At 44.1% G+C, this 18221-nt stretch carries 16 protein-coding genes; 11 read left to right on the top strand and 5 right to left on the bottom strand.

The features are described from left to right. Positions 1-137 precede the first annotated feature (137 nt). Positions 138-1370, bottom strand: a complete 1233-nt coding sequence (carA, locus tag H9653_RS06665) for a glutamine-hydrolyzing carbamoyl-phosphate synthase small subunit (RefSeq protein ID WP_191691396.1) — start codon at positions 1368-1370, stop codon at positions 138-140. Positions 1371-1699: 329 nt separating this feature from the next. Continuing rightward, the gene (locus tag H9653_RS06660; protein ID WP_191691392.1) at positions 1700-2248 is read right to left on the bottom strand and encodes a phosphatase PAP2 family protein; all 549 of its coding nucleotides are present in this window, start codon (positions 2246-2248) and stop codon (positions 1700-1702) included. Positions 2249-2490: 242 nt separating this feature from the next. Between H9653_RS06660 and H9653_RS06655 the strand changes: the two genes are divergently transcribed. Further along, positions 2491-3027, top strand: coding sequence for a gamma carbonic anhydrase family protein (locus tag H9653_RS06655; RefSeq protein WP_191691413.1), 537 nt, complete (start codon positions 2491-2493; stop codon positions 3025-3027). 19 nt (positions 3028-3046) lie between these two features. On the opposite strand, the gene H9653_RS06650 is transcribed toward H9653_RS06655, so the two are convergent. Beyond that, positions 3047-3493, bottom strand: a complete 447-nt coding sequence (locus tag H9653_RS06650) for a hypothetical protein (protein ID WP_191691390.1) — start codon at positions 3491-3493, stop codon at positions 3047-3049. Between the two features lie 195 nt (positions 3494-3688). Here H9653_RS06650 and H9653_RS06645 point away from each other — a divergent pair, with 195 nt between their 5' ends. The 3 genes from H9653_RS06645 to ppnP all read left to right on the top strand — a co-directional run bounded on the left by H9653_RS06645 (position 3689) and on the right by ppnP (position 6099). Then, positions 3689-4390 (top strand): HAD family hydrolase, encoded by a 702-nt coding sequence (locus H9653_RS06645; RefSeq protein WP_191691388.1) that lies wholly within the window; start codon positions 3689-3691, stop codon positions 4388-4390. A 116-nt stretch (positions 4391-4506) separates the two neighbouring features. Then, positions 4507-5602, top strand: a protein-coding gene (gene prfB, locus H9653_RS06640; protein WP_191691386.1) for a peptide chain release factor 2 whose coding sequence is annotated in 2 segments (ribosomal slippage) — positions 4507-4578 and positions 4580-5602 — 1095 coding nt in all. Because the reading frame shifts where the segments join, the coding sequence is not laid out codon by codon here. 212 nt (positions 5603-5814) lie between these two features. Beyond that, complete coding sequence (gene ppnP / locus H9653_RS06635; protein ID WP_191691384.1) at positions 5815-6099, top strand: pyrimidine/purine nucleoside phosphorylase; 285 nt, start codon at positions 5815-5817, stop codon at positions 6097-6099. Positions 6100-6222: 123 nt separating this feature from the next. On the opposite strand, the gene H9653_RS12495 is transcribed toward ppnP, so the two are convergent. Both H9653_RS12495 and H9653_RS12490 read right to left on the bottom strand, forming a co-directional pair. Beyond that, positions 6223-6477, bottom strand: coding sequence for a GNAT family N-acetyltransferase (locus H9653_RS12495; RefSeq protein ID WP_404814805.1), 255 nt, complete (start codon positions 6475-6477; stop codon positions 6223-6225). A 21-nt stretch (positions 6478-6498) separates the two neighbouring features. Next, positions 6499-6690: a hypothetical protein gene (locus H9653_RS12490; RefSeq protein ID WP_225211643.1), complete on the bottom strand. Its 192-nt coding sequence runs from the start codon at positions 6688-6690 to the stop codon at positions 6499-6501. Between the two features lie 179 nt (positions 6691-6869). Between H9653_RS12490 and H9653_RS06625 the strand changes: the two genes are divergently transcribed. The 7 genes from H9653_RS06625 (at position 6870) to H9653_RS06595 (ending at position 17886) form a co-directional block, all read left to right on the top strand. Further along, on the top strand, positions 6870-8018 hold the full coding sequence (locus tag H9653_RS06625) for a DNA topoisomerase IB (RefSeq protein ID WP_191691382.1): 1149 nt from the start codon (positions 6870-6872) through the stop codon (positions 8016-8018). A gap of 209 nt (positions 8019-8227) precedes the next feature. Further along, on the top strand, positions 8228-9952 hold the full coding sequence (locus tag H9653_RS06620; RefSeq protein WP_191691381.1) for an AMP-binding protein: 1725 nt from the start codon (positions 8228-8230) through the stop codon (positions 9950-9952). A gap of 223 nt (positions 9953-10175) precedes the next feature. Then, positions 10176-10967 carry an SDR family NAD(P)-dependent oxidoreductase gene (locus tag H9653_RS06615; RefSeq protein ID WP_191691379.1) on the top strand — a complete coding sequence of 264 codons (792 nt, stop codon included), beginning with the start codon at positions 10176-10178 and terminating at the stop codon, positions 10965-10967. A 127-nt stretch (positions 10968-11094) separates the two neighbouring features. Continuing rightward, positions 11095-11661 (top strand): L,D-transpeptidase family protein, encoded by a 567-nt coding sequence (locus H9653_RS06610; protein ID WP_191691377.1) that lies wholly within the window; start codon positions 11095-11097, stop codon positions 11659-11661. Between the two features lie 389 nt (positions 11662-12050). Then, positions 12051-14648, top strand: a complete 2598-nt coding sequence (gene clpB, locus H9653_RS06605) for an ATP-dependent chaperone ClpB (RefSeq protein ID WP_191691375.1) — start codon at positions 12051-12053, stop codon at positions 14646-14648. A gap of 205 nt (positions 14649-14853) precedes the next feature. Continuing rightward, positions 14854-16104, top strand: coding sequence for a PQQ-dependent sugar dehydrogenase (locus H9653_RS06600; protein ID WP_191691373.1), 1251 nt, complete (start codon positions 14854-14856; stop codon positions 16102-16104). 132 nt (positions 16105-16236) lie between these two features. Beyond that, positions 16237-17886 carry a BCCT family transporter gene (locus H9653_RS06595; RefSeq protein ID WP_191691371.1) on the top strand — a complete coding sequence of 550 codons (1650 nt, stop codon included), beginning with the start codon at positions 16237-16239 and terminating at the stop codon, positions 17884-17886. Positions 17887-18221 lie beyond the last annotated feature (335 nt).

Here is an 18221-nt window from a genome sequence, read left to right as displayed (position 1 = left end):
ATATTTTGAGTAATCTGTATTTTAACGATATGTTCGATAATACTTATCGTGTCTGCTAGGGTGCAGCTTGAACCACCATCTGTGCTTCAAGCTTTATACTTATATTTATTCTCTGTTTGCGGTTAACTATTGATAAGTTACGCTTTTGCCGCTGCCATCATATCCGCAAACCTATCAAACAGTGGCGCAGCATCATGTGGACCAGGGCTGGCTTCTGGGTGACCTTGAAAACTAAAGACCGGCTTATTGGTCAGTTCAATGCCTTGGTTGGTACCATCAAATAATGAGCGATGGGTAGATTTAACGTTATCAGGCAAGGTGTCTTCATCAACGGCAAAACCATGGTTTTGACTGGTAATCATCACCGTACCAGTGGCTAAGTCTTGGACAGGATGGTTGGCACCGTGATGACCGGTTTTCATTTTGATAGTGTTGGCACCGCTGGCAAGACCAATGAGCTGATGACCTAAGCAGATACCAAAGGTTGGAATGTCGGTTTCTTCAATGATATGACGGACCGCATCGATAGCGTAATCACAAGCCGCAGGATCGCCAGGACCATTTGATAAGAAGATACCGTCTGGATTCATTGCTAACACATCTGCAATAGGCGTTTGGGCGGGTACGACCGTCACATGACAACCGCGGTCTACGAGCATACGCAGGATATTGGTTTTGCTACCAAAATCGTAGGCGACAACGTTGTATTTTGAGTCAACATGGGTGCCAAGCTGTTTAAAAAAGCCGCCCGTACCGCTATCATGGCTGCCCGGTATATCGCGGTTGAGTAGTGTATCTGATAAATCCCAGCTGCCTGCTGTCCATTCAAACGTCTTCGGCGTACAGCATTCTTTTGCCAAGTCCATGCCTTCGATACCAGCGAATTCTTGCGCCAATTTAATCGCTTGCTGCTCATCTTCGCTGCTAATCGTTGCGCCGTTAGAAGCGGTCATGATACAACCGTTTTGTGCACCTTTATCACGTAATAAGCGCGTCAACTGGCGGGTATCGATATCAGCAATGGCGACCGTATCATGGTTCTGTAAATAATCCGTCAATGACTCTGAGTTACGGAAGTTTGAAGTGACCATCGTCGCGTCACGAATGATAAGCCCTTCAGCCCATACTTGATGGCCATTACCAGATTCGACATCTTCAGCGTTGGTGCCGGTATTGCCGATGTGCGGATAGGTAAGCGTGACCAGCTGGCGCGCGTAACTTGGGTCAGTTAGGATTTCTTGGTACCCTGTCATGGCTGTATTAAATACCACCTCACCGACACGATGACCAAGACTACCGATACTCAAACCGCGAAAAATAGTACCGTCTGCTAGTGCCAAAATTGCTTGTATTTCTGCCGATGAATTCAAGGGTTGCCTCCGCTGTTATGGGTGAGTGCCGTGATGTTTTATGGTAAAAATGTTGCGCTAAAATGGTTTTTTAGAGGTATTTAAATACTGCTAAATACACATAAAAAAGGGCTGAAGCCAAATTTTTCCCACAAAAAAGCGAGAAGACATCATAGATGAAAAGGTACAGGATTCACTAAGGGTGAATGAGTAACTTGCATCATGTCCGCTCGCTTTGGCACAGATTTTGCGCATTATACTAGAGTTTTGCGTTAAGGGCTAGCATCTTATCTCTTCTGTTATTTCTAATGTCTGTATTTAGTGCTTTCAAATGGGATAAATAAGTGCTATTAAAAACTATAATGCACCGATACCCCATAATAGTCGGGTGCTAAATTGGTGGCGATGTGCACTTGGTCGTCATAATAGCTTTTGGTTAAATACATACTACTGGCAATTCCTAATGCTGCCCCTGCCACCACGTCGGCCACATCATGCTCATCGGCTTCAACACGACTATAAGCCACGAAACCTGCGCCAATATACGCAGGAATGCTATATTCTAAGCCATAGCGTTTATGGATAAAGCTGGCACCCTGAAACGCCATCGAGGTATGGCCAGAAAGGAAGGAATCCTCATCACGGCCATTGGGTCGCTCTTTGTCTATCACCGACTTTAGGACTTGCGTCGTAGCAACGTTGGTCGCAAATGAATAGTAAAATTGCTGACGACCCTCTTTATCATCCATATAATAAGTGCTACCGTAAGCAGCAGCTGGAATGGCAAAGGCCAGTACATCGCCTACCTTACTAGTAGTGCTACTGTCAGCGTGGGCAGGGATGGCAGCCATCAAGCTGGTCGATAATAAAACGATAGGGGCGTATTTTTTGCTGATCATCACTGCGATCCTAAAAAAGGTTGGTGAGCGTTGATTGTCTCTATAAAATTCTATAGTTATTTTATAGGGATAAATGGCATACGGCTTTATTCTAAATTCTAATTGCTCTATTGATTGGCGGCAGCATTATACTATAAAGTTTTTATCTTTCTTTACAACTATCATGCTTTAAGTCACATTTATTTGTGGCACGCTTTTTACCATATATAAACTTGTATAAAAATAACCACTAAGGATGGATGATGATTTATCAATATTTAGACAAAACGCCAGAGTTTGCCGTACCATTTAATGGTTGGGTTGCTGATACAGCACGGGTGATAGGCGATGTGTATTTGGGTCATCAAGCCAACGTCTGGTTTGGCGCGGTGATTCGCGGTGACAACGAGCGCATTCATATCGGTGATTATAGTAATGTGCAAGAAAACAGCGTCATTCATACCGATGCAGGGATTGAGGTTAAAATCGGCGATTACGTCACCATTGGCCATTTAGCGATGCTGCATGGCTGCGAAGTTGGTGATAATAGCTTGATTGGTATTGGCGCGGTGGTATTGAATAATGCCAAAATCGGTAAAAACTGTATCATTGGTGCCAAAGCTTTGGTTACTGAAGGTAAAGAGATACCGGATAATTCGCTGGTGATGGGCGCGCCGGCAAAAGTGGTCAAAACCTTAAGCGATGAGCAAGCGGCAATGTTAAAGCTATCAGCTATGCATTATGCGGAGCGCTGTCAGAAATTTAAAACCGGCCTAACAGAAATAGCGATGCCTGATTGAGGCATCAGAAAGCGGAATTTTATGCCATTAGCATCATGATAAGCCAAATAACGGCAAAAATGATAATACCGATAATCAGTCCGCGGAAGATATCATGGCGTATAGAATGGTCATTAAGGTAATGATTATTACTCGTATCATCGATATTTAAAGCATTGACGCTTTCAGCGCCGGCGCTTTTACCGACGATAAAACCCGTTAACGCCCCCAAAACTAGCATAAACGGCGTGAATAGCCAGAATATCTCGCCATTGCCCATACCGGCGATGGAGCGAATAACAACGATGGCAAGGTCGATAAGTAAGCCGCCAAAACCATATAACAGAGCGTTTAACAGCGCATAAAGTAGACGCTCTAAAGGCGATTGATAGCTTTTGCCTAACTGCCGTCGCCTGATTTCTCTGATGGAGCGGGCAGGACGTCGCGGTCGGTTGGACAAAGCAGTTTTATCATCAGGCGCTTTCATACAGTTCTCTATTGTTATTATCAAGCAGATTAAAGATAAGGTAATGAGATATTAAAGTAAACAAGTTAGCATAATTATGTTTGGTAAACAGTAGGCTTCTAAAAATTTACGCAGCATGTTTTATATCCAATAATTTTTTAACATATTTTATAGTCAAAAAATCATTCCTTTAATTAATAAAAACAAGGCTCCATTATGCAGGCAACACAAGCAGGACAAGCGCCGAAAGAGTTGGCACTTTTTGATTTAGACCATACGTTACTCGATGTCGATAGCGACTATCTTTGGGGCGAGTATATCGTCAAGCATAATCTGGTTGACGAAGCTGAATATCGCACCGCCAATCAAAAGTTTTATCAAGATTATATCGAAGGTACGCTCGATGCGACCGAATACAATGAATTTGTCGCGCAATTTTTAAGTAGCTTACCGATGGACAGACTGCATGAGCTACGCGAAGATTATATTAAGACGGAAATCGAGCCGCATATTCGCCCAAAAGCCATGGAGGCGCTCTGTCATCACGTCGAGCAGGGTCACGACGTGGTGATTATTTCTGCCACCAATGATTTTGTAGTGTCGGCGATTGCTAAGCGTTTTGGTATTGAAGAGAGTAATGTACTATCGACGCCACTTGAGATACAAAACGAGCGTTATACCGGTAAATTAACCGATAAGCCCAATTTTAAAGAAGGTAAAATCTACCATCTAGACAAGTGGCTTAATAAAAAGCAATTAGCGGGTATCACTTTTGATAAAACTTATGCCTATTCAGATTCCAAAAATGACATTCCATTACTCGAATGGGCGGATGTGGCTATCTGTGTGTCACCCGACGATGCCCTGCATGCGCACGCGCTGGCCCATCGCTGGGCAGTAGAAGATTGGTCGATTTAGCTAGTCTATAGCTATTTAATATAAAGGCAGTATTAATTAGCCAACTATTTAGCATCAATCTCATTTAAAATAGCGCCACATCAGTAAGATATTTATTTAAAAAGACAGGAAACTTTATGGAAATCAATCCGTATCAAGAACGTATCAAAGATTTATCTGAGCGTGGGCAGGATTTGCGGAGGTATCTTTGACTTCGACGGTAAGCAAGAACGCTTAGAGGAAGTCAATTTAGAATTGGAAAACCCTGAGCTGTGGAATGATCCAGAGCGCGCGACCAAGATTAATAAAGAAAAAAGTCAGCTTGATGGCGTCATCGACGTTGTGGTTTCGCTTGAAATGACTTTAGCAGATGCCGCTGCCATGCTTGATTTAGCAGTAGAAGCAGAAGACGAATCCTTGCTTGCTGATGTGCAAGCAGAGCTCGACAATGCGGAGAAACGCGTTGCGGATTTAGAGTTCCGCCGGATGTTTAGCGGTGAGATGGATCCGAACAATTGCTACTTGGATATCCAGTCGGGTAGTGGTGGCACCGAAGCGCAAGATTGGGCAGAAATGCTGCTGCGGATGTACACGCGCTGGGCCGAATCTCATGGCTTTAAAGTCGAAGTTATCGAAGTATCGTCAGGTAGTGTCGCTGGCATTAAGTCAGCGACGATTGAGATTAAAGGCGATTATGCCTTTGGTTGGTTACGTACCGAAATTGGCGTGCATCGCTTAGTGCGTAAGTCACCATTTGATAGTAATAATGGTCGTCATACTTCCTTTGCCGCCGTTTTTGTATCGCCTGAAATCGATGACAACGTTGAAATTGATATCAATCCAGCCGATTTGCGTATCGATACTTACCGCTCATCAGGCGCGGGTGGTCAGCACGTGAACACCACCGATTCTGCGGTGCGTATTACTCACGAGCCAAGTGGCGTGGTGGTCACGTGTCAGAACGAGCGTAGCCAACATGGAAACAGAGCGACGGCGATGAAAATGCTCCGCGCCAAGTTGTATGAGCTTGAGATGCAAAAACGTATGGAGAGCCAGCAAGCGGTCGAGGATAATAAATCTGATGTCGGTTGGGGCAGTCAAATCCGCTCTTATGTACTCGATGACTCGCGTATCAAAGACTTGCGTACTGGTGTTGAAACCTTTAATACTGGCGCGGTACTCGATGGTGACCTCGATCAATTTATCGTAGCAAGCTTAAAAGCTGGGCTGTAAATTTAGTCCATAAATACTATCGACTGCTATACATAAAAGGAACAGCAATAGCCTATTATAAAGGCGATTTAATAAAGATAAACGAGCGACTTTGAGAGTTTACGAACAACAGAGCCGAGTGTTCTTTATTAAATTGCTATGCTGTTATAGATAGCCTATTACTGCTATTTAATCACTAATCAGACTTTAAACGAAACGACTTAAGGAAAATTATGCCAAGCGTTAATAACTATTTTGATAATAAAGTGACTTCTATCGCCTTTCAAACGGCAACCCTGCCAGCTACTGTTGGCGTGATGGAAATTGGCGAGTATGAGTTTGGTACTAGCGATTTTGAAACCATGAGCGTAGTCAGTGGAGCATTGACGGTAAAACTGCCAGAAAGTGATGAGTGGCAAACCTTTAATGCGGGCGAGCAATTTACCGTTGAAGCCAACCAGAAGTTTCAAGTAAAAGTAGACGTTGAAAGTGCTTATTTATGTACTTATGGTAAATAATCATTTTTAGTTTAGATTTGTGTCGTAAAAAAACGCCAAGTGCTTAACGCTTGGCGTTTTTTTGTGCGTATTATTCTGAATAAATTTAAAGATAGTAGACTGACAACATAGAGCCAATCAAAGTTATAAGTCTTTGCGATATTGCACCATGTCAGTTTGAGTAGCGATTACATCATAGAGATTGCGTGCCGTCGCATTGTCTTCTTGCGTCGTCCAATAAACACGGTTGCAGTTTTTCTCATTGGCAAATTCATACACCTGTTCGATCAGTGCGCGCCCAACGCCTCGCCCGCGAACCACCTCACTAACGTATAAATCTTCTAAGTAACAGCATTCTGTGGTATTCCAAGTATTGGGATGTAGTATCACATGCGTGATACCTACTAGTATGTCGTCCTGCTACGCACCAAAGCCATAAATCGGCACATCGCTTTCAAGTAGGTTGTGCCATGTCTTTTCTGTGGTACTTGGCGGCAGACGAGTTTCATAAAAGGTTAAATAATTTTGCCACAATTTCAACCAAGCGTCGTAATCCGCTTTAGACAATGGGGCTATAAATAACGGGGCTATTTTTATCGAAGTATTTGTCATTATATTTATTTGACTTAAGTTGTGGTGTTCAGCAAATTATGACTTAAAACCTCATGGGTTAGAACCTTTTGAAGGAGTGCTTTTACACATCGATTACACTTTGCTTGTGGCAAATAAACAGCAAAAATAGTCGCAATTCATTATCCTAAAACGACTATTTGATTAATTGAGTATTTTTTATGGCGAAGCTAGATGACCAAACGACCACGCAAGATGTGCGCCATGATTATGAACATTTGGCGCGCTTGGCCAACTTACGCTACGTCAGCGATGATGAGCCAGGGTTTACGCGTAGGCGTTGGGGCCGCGGCTTTACTTATAAAGACGCCACCGGCAAAACGGTCAAAGATAAAGCGTTGCGTCAGCGTTTTGATGCATTGGTGATACCGCCAATGTGGTCAGAGGTTTGGATATGCCAAGATGATAAAGGGCATCTGCAATCGACAGGCCGCGATGACAAAGCGCGCAAGCAGTACTTGTATCATCCCGAGTGGGATCGCGTGCGTGACCAAGCTAAGTTTAATGCCATGATAGGTTTCGCTGAGGCGTTGCCAAACCTACGTGCGCAAGTAGAAAAAGATTTAGAAGCGCAGTCGTTATCACGCGCCAATGTACTAGCTGCCGTGGTTAAATTGCTGGAAACTACGTTAATTCGTATCGGTAATAGCCGCTATGCTAAGCTCAATAAGAGCTATGGCCTTAGTACGTTACGCAGCAAGCACGTCAGCGAAACGGATAATGGCTTGGCGTTTGATTTTGTCGGGAAAAGTGCCAAAGAGCATCATATTGAACTGCAAGACGAGCGCTTAATTGAGATTGTACAAGCCTGCTCTGAGCTGCCAGGTTATCAGATTTTTAAATATTTGGATGATAATGGTGATAAGCAAGTCGTTGATAGTAGCGATATCAATGACTATATACGGTCGCATACTGGCGGTCATCATACAGGCGGTCATTATAGTGAGGGCAAGACATACAGCAGCAATGTATATAGCGCCAAGGATTTTCGTACTTGGATGGCAAGCGTCCTTGCGGCCAGTTATTTGTACGATGAGCTGCAGAGCTCGAATGGCAGAGAAATATTAGCCAGTGAGCCTAATAGCAATGAGCGCCAGCAGCTGGTCGTTGATATGGTCAAAGAAGTCGCAGAAGAGCTTGGCAATACGCCTGCTGTTTGCCGAGCGTCTTATATCAATCCTATTATTATCGAGCGCTTTTTAGCAGGGCAGTTTTTTGAGTGTTATAAACAAGCACGCTGTGGCCGTACCAAACAATATCAAAGCTGTGAAGAGAAAGCGCTGCTAGGCTTTTTAAATGCTATCCAATAAATCTATTTTTAGCAAAACTCCTATTAATTTCTGAAAATGATACGTTATGTATTGATATAAATATTAAAATGCGTTACTAATAGAGTATACGTATTTTTATATGCGCAAAACATAAGAGCAAATAGTGACTAGGATAGGACTGTTTGACTTCTAATAAAGTGCTGATATCGTCTATCGTCAGCGACTCTCTATTGCTAAAGGATTAGCTTATGAACACCACATCTTCCAATCATTCGTCCGCAAACTCTACTAAAGATACTACCCACACACCAACGAGCTACAGCGATTACTATCATAATTTTGATATGAATGCGTTATTGGCAGAAATCTATGGCGAGCATTTAGATGACCGTTTAAATGCTTATATGGCCTGCTGCGGTCGTCATGTGCGTGATGGACGCGGCGATAATCTAGCCTTAGTGCATGAAGATACCGCTGGCAATGTGACGCGCATGACTTTTGCTGAGCTTGATAAAGCCAGTGCGCAAGTGGCCAATTTATTAACATCCTACGGCGTACAAGTTGGCGACCAAGTAGCGACCATGCTACCGCGTACCCCTGAGCTGCTCACCATTGTACTAGCGACTTGGCGGATTGGCGCAGTCTATCAACCGCTATTTACCGCTTTTGGCTATGATTCGATTAAATACCGCATGGATAAAGCCAATACCAAAGTGGTTTTTACCAATATTGAAAATCGTAGTAAATTTGAAGACTTAGCCGAGCAAACCAAAATGGTCATGGTTGGCAGTAAGAATGATGCGCAAGCTGATAATGAAAGCAAATGGGCTGATGATAATTATGCTCAGATGATGGCGACCCAGCCGCAAACGCTAGAGGCTGTTTTTCTCAATGAAGATGCGCCGTTTTTGCAAATGTTTACCTCAGGTACGGTCGGTAAATCAAAGGGCGTCAGTGTGCCGTTATCAGCGTTATCTGCTTTTTATCTGTATATGCGCTATGCGATTGACTTGCGCGCCGATGATAACTACTGGAATATGGCCGATCCCGGCTGGGCATATGGATTATATTACGCGATTACGGGGCCTTTACTGATGGGCGTCACGATTTACTTTAACGAGGCGGGCTTTGATGCTGCCAATACCCGCGACTTTATGGTTCGCCATAAAATTACCAATTTAGCTTCTTCGCCAACGGCGTTTCGGATGATGAAATCGAGCGGTGTGTTTGAGAAATTACATGACGATGCTAGTGCCCATTTAGCACTGCGCTGTGCTAATTCAGCAGGAGAAACTTTAAATACCGAAGTGGTTAATTGGGTGGAAACTTATCTAAACTGCCAAGTGAAGGACCAATACGGTCAAACAGAGACGGGCATGACCTGCTGTGCGCACCATGCATTAGCACATGAATGTCCTACTGGTTCGATGGGTATGGCGCTACCGGGTCACACACTTGTCGTATTAGATGATGACATGCAAGTATTGCCTGATGGTGAACAAGGACAGCTTGCCGTAGTGGTTAGCCAATCGCCAGCGTTTTATTTCCGCGGTTATAGTTGGAATGAAAAAGACGCCTTTGTGGATGATTACTATTTGACTGGCGATGTGGTCGAGCGCCATAGCGATGGCAGCTATTGGTTTTCTGGGCGTGATGATGACATTATCATTACGGCAGGCTACCGCGTAGGGCCGACAGATGTGGAGAATACCGTGCTCGAGCATGAGGCAGTGGCAGAATCCGCCGCCGTTGGCGTGCCAGATGAGGTGCGCGGTCATACGATTAAGTCTTATGTGGTGCTAAAAGATGGCATCGAAGGGACGGATGAGATTGCTAAGGAAATTCAAGACTTAGTGCGCAGACGCCTATCGACGCATGCGTATCCGCGTGAGGTTGAATTTGTCGCGGAATTACCAAAAACGCCAAGCGGTAAAATCCAGCGTTTCTTGCTGCGCAGTTTGTCTGCGGCATAGATTATTGGAGATTTCGATAGCCGTTTAAGACAATAAAGTATAGTCCATTCAAGATAACATCGTTACGCTAATAGTTATGTGCGACTGGTATAAATTTTCCTTGCTTGCTACTACCGCAGAGGCTACGAAAAATTCATCCCAGTCGCACTGTATCTATTTTACAGTGAATTCATTATGGTTAGCTTAAAAAATACCAGTAAAAACCTCGATTAAAGGAATAATTATGCAAATTGAACAACACAGCTTTTTGGTTACTGGCGGTGCGTCAGGTTTAGGTGAGTCAGTGGTTCGCGCTATTGTGAGTCAAGGCGGCAAGGTCATCATTGCTGATTTGAACGAGTCAACTGGGCAAGCTTTGGTTAATGAGCTGGGTGATAATGTACGCTTTGCACGTTGTGATGTGACCAGTGGCGATGAGGTGCAAGCGGCTGTTGAAGTGGCGGAAAAAGAATTTGGCGGTCTGCAAGGTTCTATTAACTGTGCAGGTGTTGCTGTGGTACAAAAGTTGCTTGACCGTGAAAATAACCCAGCGGATCTTGATGCTTTTAGTCGCGGGGTTAATATCAACCTCGTGGGTTCTTTTAACGTCGCGCGTTTGGTGGCGGCCAGTATTGCTAAGCGGGTTGCTAATATTGACAATACAGAAAGCGCTAATGAGAAGAATGCTGATAATGGCATCATTATCAATACTGCCTCTATCGCAGCTTTTGATGGGCAAGTAGGGCAAGCCAGCTATTCATCATCAAAAGCGGGCGTCGTTGGCCTGACTTTACCGCTAGCGCGTGAGCTGGCGCGTCATGGTATTCGCGTCATGACGATTGCTCCTGGTGTTTTTGCCACGCCGATGATGCAGAGTATCCCTGAAAAAGCGCGCGAGCAGTTGGAAGCAGGCGTGCCTTATCCTAAGCGTTTGGGCAACCCTAGTGAGTTTGCCAAATTGGTCACACATATTATCGATAACGCTTATTTAAATGGTGAAGTGATTCGCCTCGATGGCGCGATTCGTATGGTATAACGACTGTCAGAAGGTGTTTTTATCTTATTCATTATTTTTGCACAGCGTTTAGCGCCAAAAAATGGCATAGTGCTTTGATATATTATGACTCATTGCTATTAAATATTAGTTATATGGATTAAAGCCTATGTTATTTTTTCGTCCAAATTTTAGGGAATATTCAAATTGGTGTTCTATTGCGATAGTGCTTGGCCTTGCCATTTTTAGCACAAGTGCCATCGCTACTACTAAGAATACTGCCAATCAACCGCAGACCATTCCTAGTGACGTTATTATTGATAAGGTTTTCGTCGATAAATCTGCTCGTACCCTGCAGCTACTAAGTGATGATAAGGTGATTAAATCTTATCATATTGCGCTCGGTGGTAATCCTATTGGACATAAGCAACAACAAGGCGACCAGCGTACCCCTGTTGGCAGCTATACACTCGATTATAAAAATGAAAAATCTAAATTCTATCGCTCTATTCACGTAAGCTACCCCAATACTACCGATAAAGCCCGAGCCAAATCGCGAGGTGTCAGTGCTGGCGGTGATATCATGATTCATGGGCAAAAAAATGGTTTTGGTGCATTGGGTCTACTGAACCAGCAACGCGATTGGACGGAAGGCTGTATAGCCGTGACCAATGATGAGATGGATGAAATCATGGCTGCGGTAAAGGTTGGCACACCGATCGAAATCGTAGAATAAATAGTTTGTTAATCTCCCGCATTTAACTGTTTTAGTCGTCCGCTAAAATACATTTCTCTGTGTTTGTACGGCCTCAAGGCTTCCTAATTTTTCTTTACTAATCTCTCTTGAAATCTCTTATAAATGTGCCTATTAATACTTTAACGTTATATCATTGTTATGAATAAGGTTTAATTTTTTTTGCAGATTTTACCTTTGCTCATATATGTGCTGCATAGGTCGATACCAACAAGTCAATAAATACTATTGACAATAGTTAAAATGACATTGAAATATTACTCAACAAACCTTATATAGATAACAACGAAAAGCTTGCGGCATCTTAATACTTATAAAAAGCCGCAGCGACTAGCAGATATAAACGACTATTAATTATTAAAGGACACACTATGAGATTCGAGAAATTTACCCAAAAATTACAATCAGCGATTCAAGAAGCCCAAAGTTTGGCGCTAGGTCGCGACCACACTGGGATTGACCCTGTGCATTTGCTGGCCGTATTGCTACAAGATGAGTCTAACTTATCTATCTGTCAGCAAGCCGGCGCGTCTATTCCAGCATTAAAAAATGGCGTGGCAAAAGCGCTCGACAATCAGGCGACAATTAGCGAGCCAACTGGTGACGTTAATCTAAACCCAAATTCGGTGAAGATTTTGAACTTGGCCGATCGCCAAGCGCAAAAAGAGGGCGATGATTTTATCGCCACTGAATGGGTGATGTTGGCACTTGCTGAGCAAGGCGACACCAAAAAGATATTTGAAAGTGCTGGGGTGACGGCAAGTAAGCTAAAAGCGGTCATAGAGCAACTGCGAGGTGATGAAACGGTGAATAATCAAAATGCCGAAGATCAGCGTGATGCGTTGAATAAATATACCATTAATTTAACTGAGCAAGCGGAGCTTGGTAAGCTCGATCCGGTGATTGGTCGTGACGAAGAGATTCGCCGTACCATTCAGGTGCTATCGCGTCGTACCAAAAACAACCCTGTGCTCATCGGTGAACCAGGTGTTGGTAAAACCGCCATCGTTGAAGGCTTAGCGCAAAAAATTATCAATGGTGATGTGCCAGAAGGACTGCGCCGTAAAGAAGTGTTGTCGTTAGACTTAGGGGCGCTTATTGCGGGGGCAAAATTCCGCGGTGAGTTTGAAGAGCGTCTCAAAGCGGTTCTTAGTGATTTAGCCAAGCAAGAAGGTAATGTCATCTTATTTATTGATGAGCTGCACACCATGGTCGGCGCTGGTAAGTCAGAAGGCGCGATGGATGCAGGCAACATGCTAAAACCTGCGCTTGCTCGCGGTGAGCTGCACTGTGTCGGTGCGACGACCTTGGACGAGTATCGTCAATTTATCGAAAAAGATGCCGCCCTTGAGCGCCGTTTCCAAAAAGTATTGGTCGATGAGCCAACGGTCGAAGATACCATCGCGATTTTGCGTGGTCTAAAAGAGCGTTATGAGTTGCATCACGGTGTCGATATCCAAGACAGCGCGATTATTGCGGCAGCGCGCATGAGCCATCGTTATATTACCGATCGCAAATTGCCAGATAAGGCGATTGATTTAATCGATGAAGCGGCAAGTCGCCTACGTATGGAGATGGACAGCAAACCTGAAGCACTCGGTAAGCTTGATAGCCGTTTGATTCAGTTAAAAATGCAGCGTGAAGTACTCAAAAACGAAGAAGATGCGGGCGCGCAAGCAGAGCGCAAAGTACTTGATAGTCAAATCGAAGAGCTAGAAAAAGAATACGCGGATCTTAATGAGATTTGGCAAGCGGAAAAAGCGCTGGTTAAAGGCAGTCAGCAGCTAAAAGACGAGCTGGATAAAGCGCGTATTGCTTATGACAAAGCCAGTCGTGAAGGCGACTACGAGACCATGAGTAAGCTGCAGTATGAAACCATTCCGCAGCTTGAGCGCCGTATTCACGAGTCTGATTTGGCTGAGCAAAAAGAGCAGGCAGAGGACGCATTGGGCGGCAAGTTATTACGTACTAAAGTCACTGATAACGAAATCGCCGAAGTCGTAGCGGCGGCGACTGGTATTCCAGTCAGCAAGATGATGCAAGGCGAGCGTGACAAAATGCTGGCGATGGAAGAAAAACTCCACGAGCGCGTTATCGGTCAAGATGAAGCTGTCGAAGCTGTCGCCAATGCGGTGCGTCGTAGCCGAGCTGGTTTGTCCGACCCGAATCGTCCTTCAGGTTCGTTCTTGTTCCTTGGGCCAACGGGTGTCGGTAAAACGGAATTGACCAAATCACTGGCGAACTTCTTGTTTGATAGTGAGGATGCAATTGTTCGTATCGACATGAGTGAGTACATGGAGAAACATAGCGTTAGCCGTTTGGTGGGCGCGCCTCCAGGTTATGTCGGTTATGAAGAGGGCGGTACGTTGACCGAAGCGGTACGCCGTAAGCCTTATAGCGTGATATTGTTTGATGAGGTCGAAAAAGCGCATCCTGACGTGTTTAATATCTTGCTACAAGTGCTAGACGATGGTCACTTGACTGATTCGCAAGGCCGCGTGGTCGACTTTAAAAATACCGTTATTATTATGACCAGTAACTTGGGTTCGCATAAAATTCAAGAAATGGTCGGTGAGAGCTACGAGGATATCAAAGCGGAAGTCATGGAGTCGGTCGGGCAGCATTTCCGCCCAGAATTCGTCAACCGTATTGATGAAATTGTGGTTTTCCATCCGCTTGGTATGTCGCAGATGGCAGGTATTGCCGATATTCAATTGGATCGTTTACGTCAACGTATTCAAGAGCGTGAGATGGATATCGAGCTGTCGGCAGATGCGATGAATAAATTGGTCGCAGTGGGTTATGATCCCGTGTATGGTGCGCGTCCACTAAAACGTGCTATTCAGCAAGAGATCGAAAACCCATTATCATTGAAACTGTTGGCCGGTGATTTCGTCCCAGGCGATATCATCAAAATCGATGTCGGCGCTGATGATGAGTTGACCTTTGATAAGCTTAGAATGAGCTAAAATAAACGTTCGTTTTAACATACATTGGTTAAATATCATTTGCTGAATGGTATAAACCTAAAAACCCTTTACTTCTCTATATCTTATATAGGCAGGTAAGGGGTTTTTTTTGTGCCAATATTATTTACCGTTTGCGCGCTTTGATTGTGGTATAAATAATGATAAGGCACATAAAAAGACGGCAAAACTAAGGAGATAAATCAGGATGATAACCTATGAAAAATCAACAAATACGCCATTACTATTATCATTAGTCATGACATCACTGATGTTTAGTGCTTCTGCGTGCTCCAATCCTGCCGCCGTCAATACCAATAACGATTTGACCGAGTATAAAGAAGGGCAAGCCTCTGTCGAAGAGTCCCTAGCCAATACTGAAAAACCTACCTTTACAACCAAGACGGTCGCTAGCTTCGATGAACCTTGGGCAATGACCGCATTACCTCGCATTCATAATCAGCCACTCAAACTGCTCATAACCCAAAAAGCAGGCGAGCTTTTGATTGTTGATACGGCAACAGGTATCAAGACAGCGGTGACTGGCATACCAAAAGTAGCGTATGGCGGGCAGGGCGGATTTGGCGATATCATTCTTGCGCCGGATTTTGCTACTTCTAATAATATCTATATCAGCTATGTCGAGGCGGGCACAGGAAGCGACAGTAATAAATTTGGGGCAAAAGTTATCAAAGCCACATTAACGGGCTTAGATACTGACGCGCCACGCTTGCAAGCCGTAACGCCCATCTGGGAGCAAACCCCGAAACTAAAAGGACAAGGGCATTATAGCCATCGCTTGCTTTTTTCACCTGACGGGCAGTATTTATATATCAGCTCAGGTGAGCGTCAAGAAAAAACACCAGCCCAAGATATGAGTGTGAATCTGGGCAAAATTATCAGATTACATGGCGATGGTTCAGTGCCAGCCGATAATCCATTTGCACAAAATGGTAGTGACATTGCCGCCCAATTTTGGACGATTGGTCATCGTAACGTACTTGGTATGGCATTCGATGATAAAGGTAGGTTGTGGGCACATGAAATGGGGCCGCGCGGTGGTGACGAATTTAATCTGATAGAAAAAGGCAATAATTACGGCTGGCCCGTGGTCTCGAACGGACGCAATTATTCGGGGACGGATATCCCTGATCATGATACGCGTCCTGATTTTGCTGCACCAAAAATATCGTGGACGCCTGTAATATCACCGTCGTCGATGAGCATTTATCAGACTGGTAAATATAATGATTTTCCAGCGTGGCAAGGTAATGCGCTTATCAGTGGTTTATCCTCAAAAGCGCTTATCGTGGTCACGCTTGATGACAATAACGGCGCTGCAGAACGCTACCGCTATGATATGGGTGAACGAATTCGTAGTGTCTTAACTGTCGATGGGCAAGTGTGGTTATTAGAAGATGGCGATAAAGGTAGGCTGCTGCAATTACTACCTCGATAGCCATTTAAATAACTAATTAGACTGCGAGTCATATTACTAATAAAAGAGTCTAGTCGCCCTTATCTTGTAGTAAATTGATAATTAGGGCGCAGTTTGTTAAGGTAGCCTTTCTTAAATTTAAGGTTTTAGCCAATGAACGAAGTAAAAGTAAGTAGACTTGGACCCTTTCCAAAGGTAAATAAACCGGTGTTTCTTACCTCAAGTGTCTTAATCGTCGGTTTTATTATCTTTGGTTCGTTATTTTCTGAAACGGCAGCAACACTTTTTAGCTTCTTACAGGCCTTTATCGCCGAAAAATTCCGCTGGTTGTTTATCATCTTATTCAATATGGCATTGGTATTCTGTATTTATCTGACTGCCAGTCGCTACGGTGATATACGTCTAGGCAAACAGACGGAGCGACCGCAATATAGCTTATTTTCATGGATTGCAATGTTGTTTTCGGCGGGCATCGGGATTGGACTGGTGTATTGGGGGACGGCTGAGCCTTTATATCATTTTATGGCACCGCCGCTTGGGGAAGCAGAAACCCTTGAGTCGGCAAAACAAGCGATGAATCTGTCGTTTTTGCATTGGGGGCTGCATGCATGGGCGATTTATACTATTGTTGCGCTGTCGCTCGCGTATTTCCATTTTCGCCGTGGCCTGCCATTATCGATACGCTCAACCCTTTATCCTATTCTTGGACAAAGGATTTATGGTAAATGGGGGCATACGGTCGATGTCTTAGCCGTGTTTGGGACGATGTTTGGGGTGGTGACCTCTTTAGGTCTTGGCGTTATGCAAATTAACGCGGGCCTTGAGGGATTATTTGGTATTCCCTCTACTTTAACGATACAGTTTATTATCATTGCTTTTGTGACCTCATTAGCTTGTGGTTCACTGATGCTCGGTCTTGATAAAGGCATAAAACGTCTTAGTGATATTAATATGGGGCTGACCGGTATTTTATTGGCGTTTATGGTAATTTTAGGCCCGACGCTATTTATCTTTGACAGTTTTATAGAAAACGTAGGCAACTACTTGGCAAACATCGTCACGTTATCGACGTGGAGCGAAGCCTATAGTAATACTGATTGGCAAAAAGCTTGGACGATATTTTATTGGGCATGGTGGGTCAGCTGGTCGCCATTTGTCGGTGTTTTTATTGCGCGTATCAGCCGTGGACGTACCATTCGTGAGTTTGTATTTGGCGTGCTGCTGATTCCGATGACGATTTTGTTTTTTTGGTTTACGACTTTTGGCGGTGTGGCGATACAGATGGAGCTGCTCGCCGGCATGAATCCTGAGGTAGTTAGCCCAGGATTGGTCGCGGCAGTGCAAGTCGATTACGGTAGTGCCATCTTTAAGCTGGTTGAATATTATCCATTGACCAAACCGATTACCTTATTAATTGTGGTGATGATTGTCCTTTGGTTTGTGACCTCATCAGACTCAGCCAGTTTTGTCATCGATATGCTGACGGCGGGCGGTGATACCAATCCACCCAAAATCCAGCGTTTGTTTTGGGCGCTGATGCAAGGTTTGATTGCCGCCATATTATTGGCAGCGGGCGGTTTAGATGCCCTGCAAGCGGCGGCTATTGTGGCAGGTCTACCTTTTGCGTTGGTCATCTTTGTGATGATGTATGCGTTACTGCGCGGTATGAGCCGCGACCGACTTATCTTATATCGCAATCAGCAGCGTTATATTACCGATGAGTCAGCTGACCATAATTCGGCCAGTGAGTTTGTCGATGAGGACTTATTAAAAGGTCCGCCTAAAATTGTTAAAGGTGATTAATTAAGCTGCGTATAGTCGGTGTAAAATCAATAGATACGTGAGTTAGCACGTGCAACTGGTATAAATTTTCCTTGCTTGCCGCTATCACAGAGGCTACGCAAAACTCATCCCAGTCGCACTGATTGATTTAGAGCGAACCTACTGTTAGCGGTTCTAAAAATATCGGCTTTAAAATCGTTTTTATTAAACCAATCATGTAGTTAGCTGCCGTTGGTTTTACTTAAAAACACAATATAATAATTGTCATTTAAAATCTTAAGATGCATCGTTGTCTTAGGATTTTTTATGGACATTTAATCATTTATAGGTTTTAAACTGGTAATTTTCACAACGAC

Origin of the sequence: Psychrobacter communis, assembly GCF_014836505.1 — a bacterium.
GTDB lineage: Bacteria > Pseudomonadota > Gammaproteobacteria > Pseudomonadales > Moraxellaceae > Psychrobacter > Psychrobacter faecalis.
Note: the sequence above shows the minus strand (reverse complement) of the source record. Positions and strands in the feature narration are given on the sequence as shown.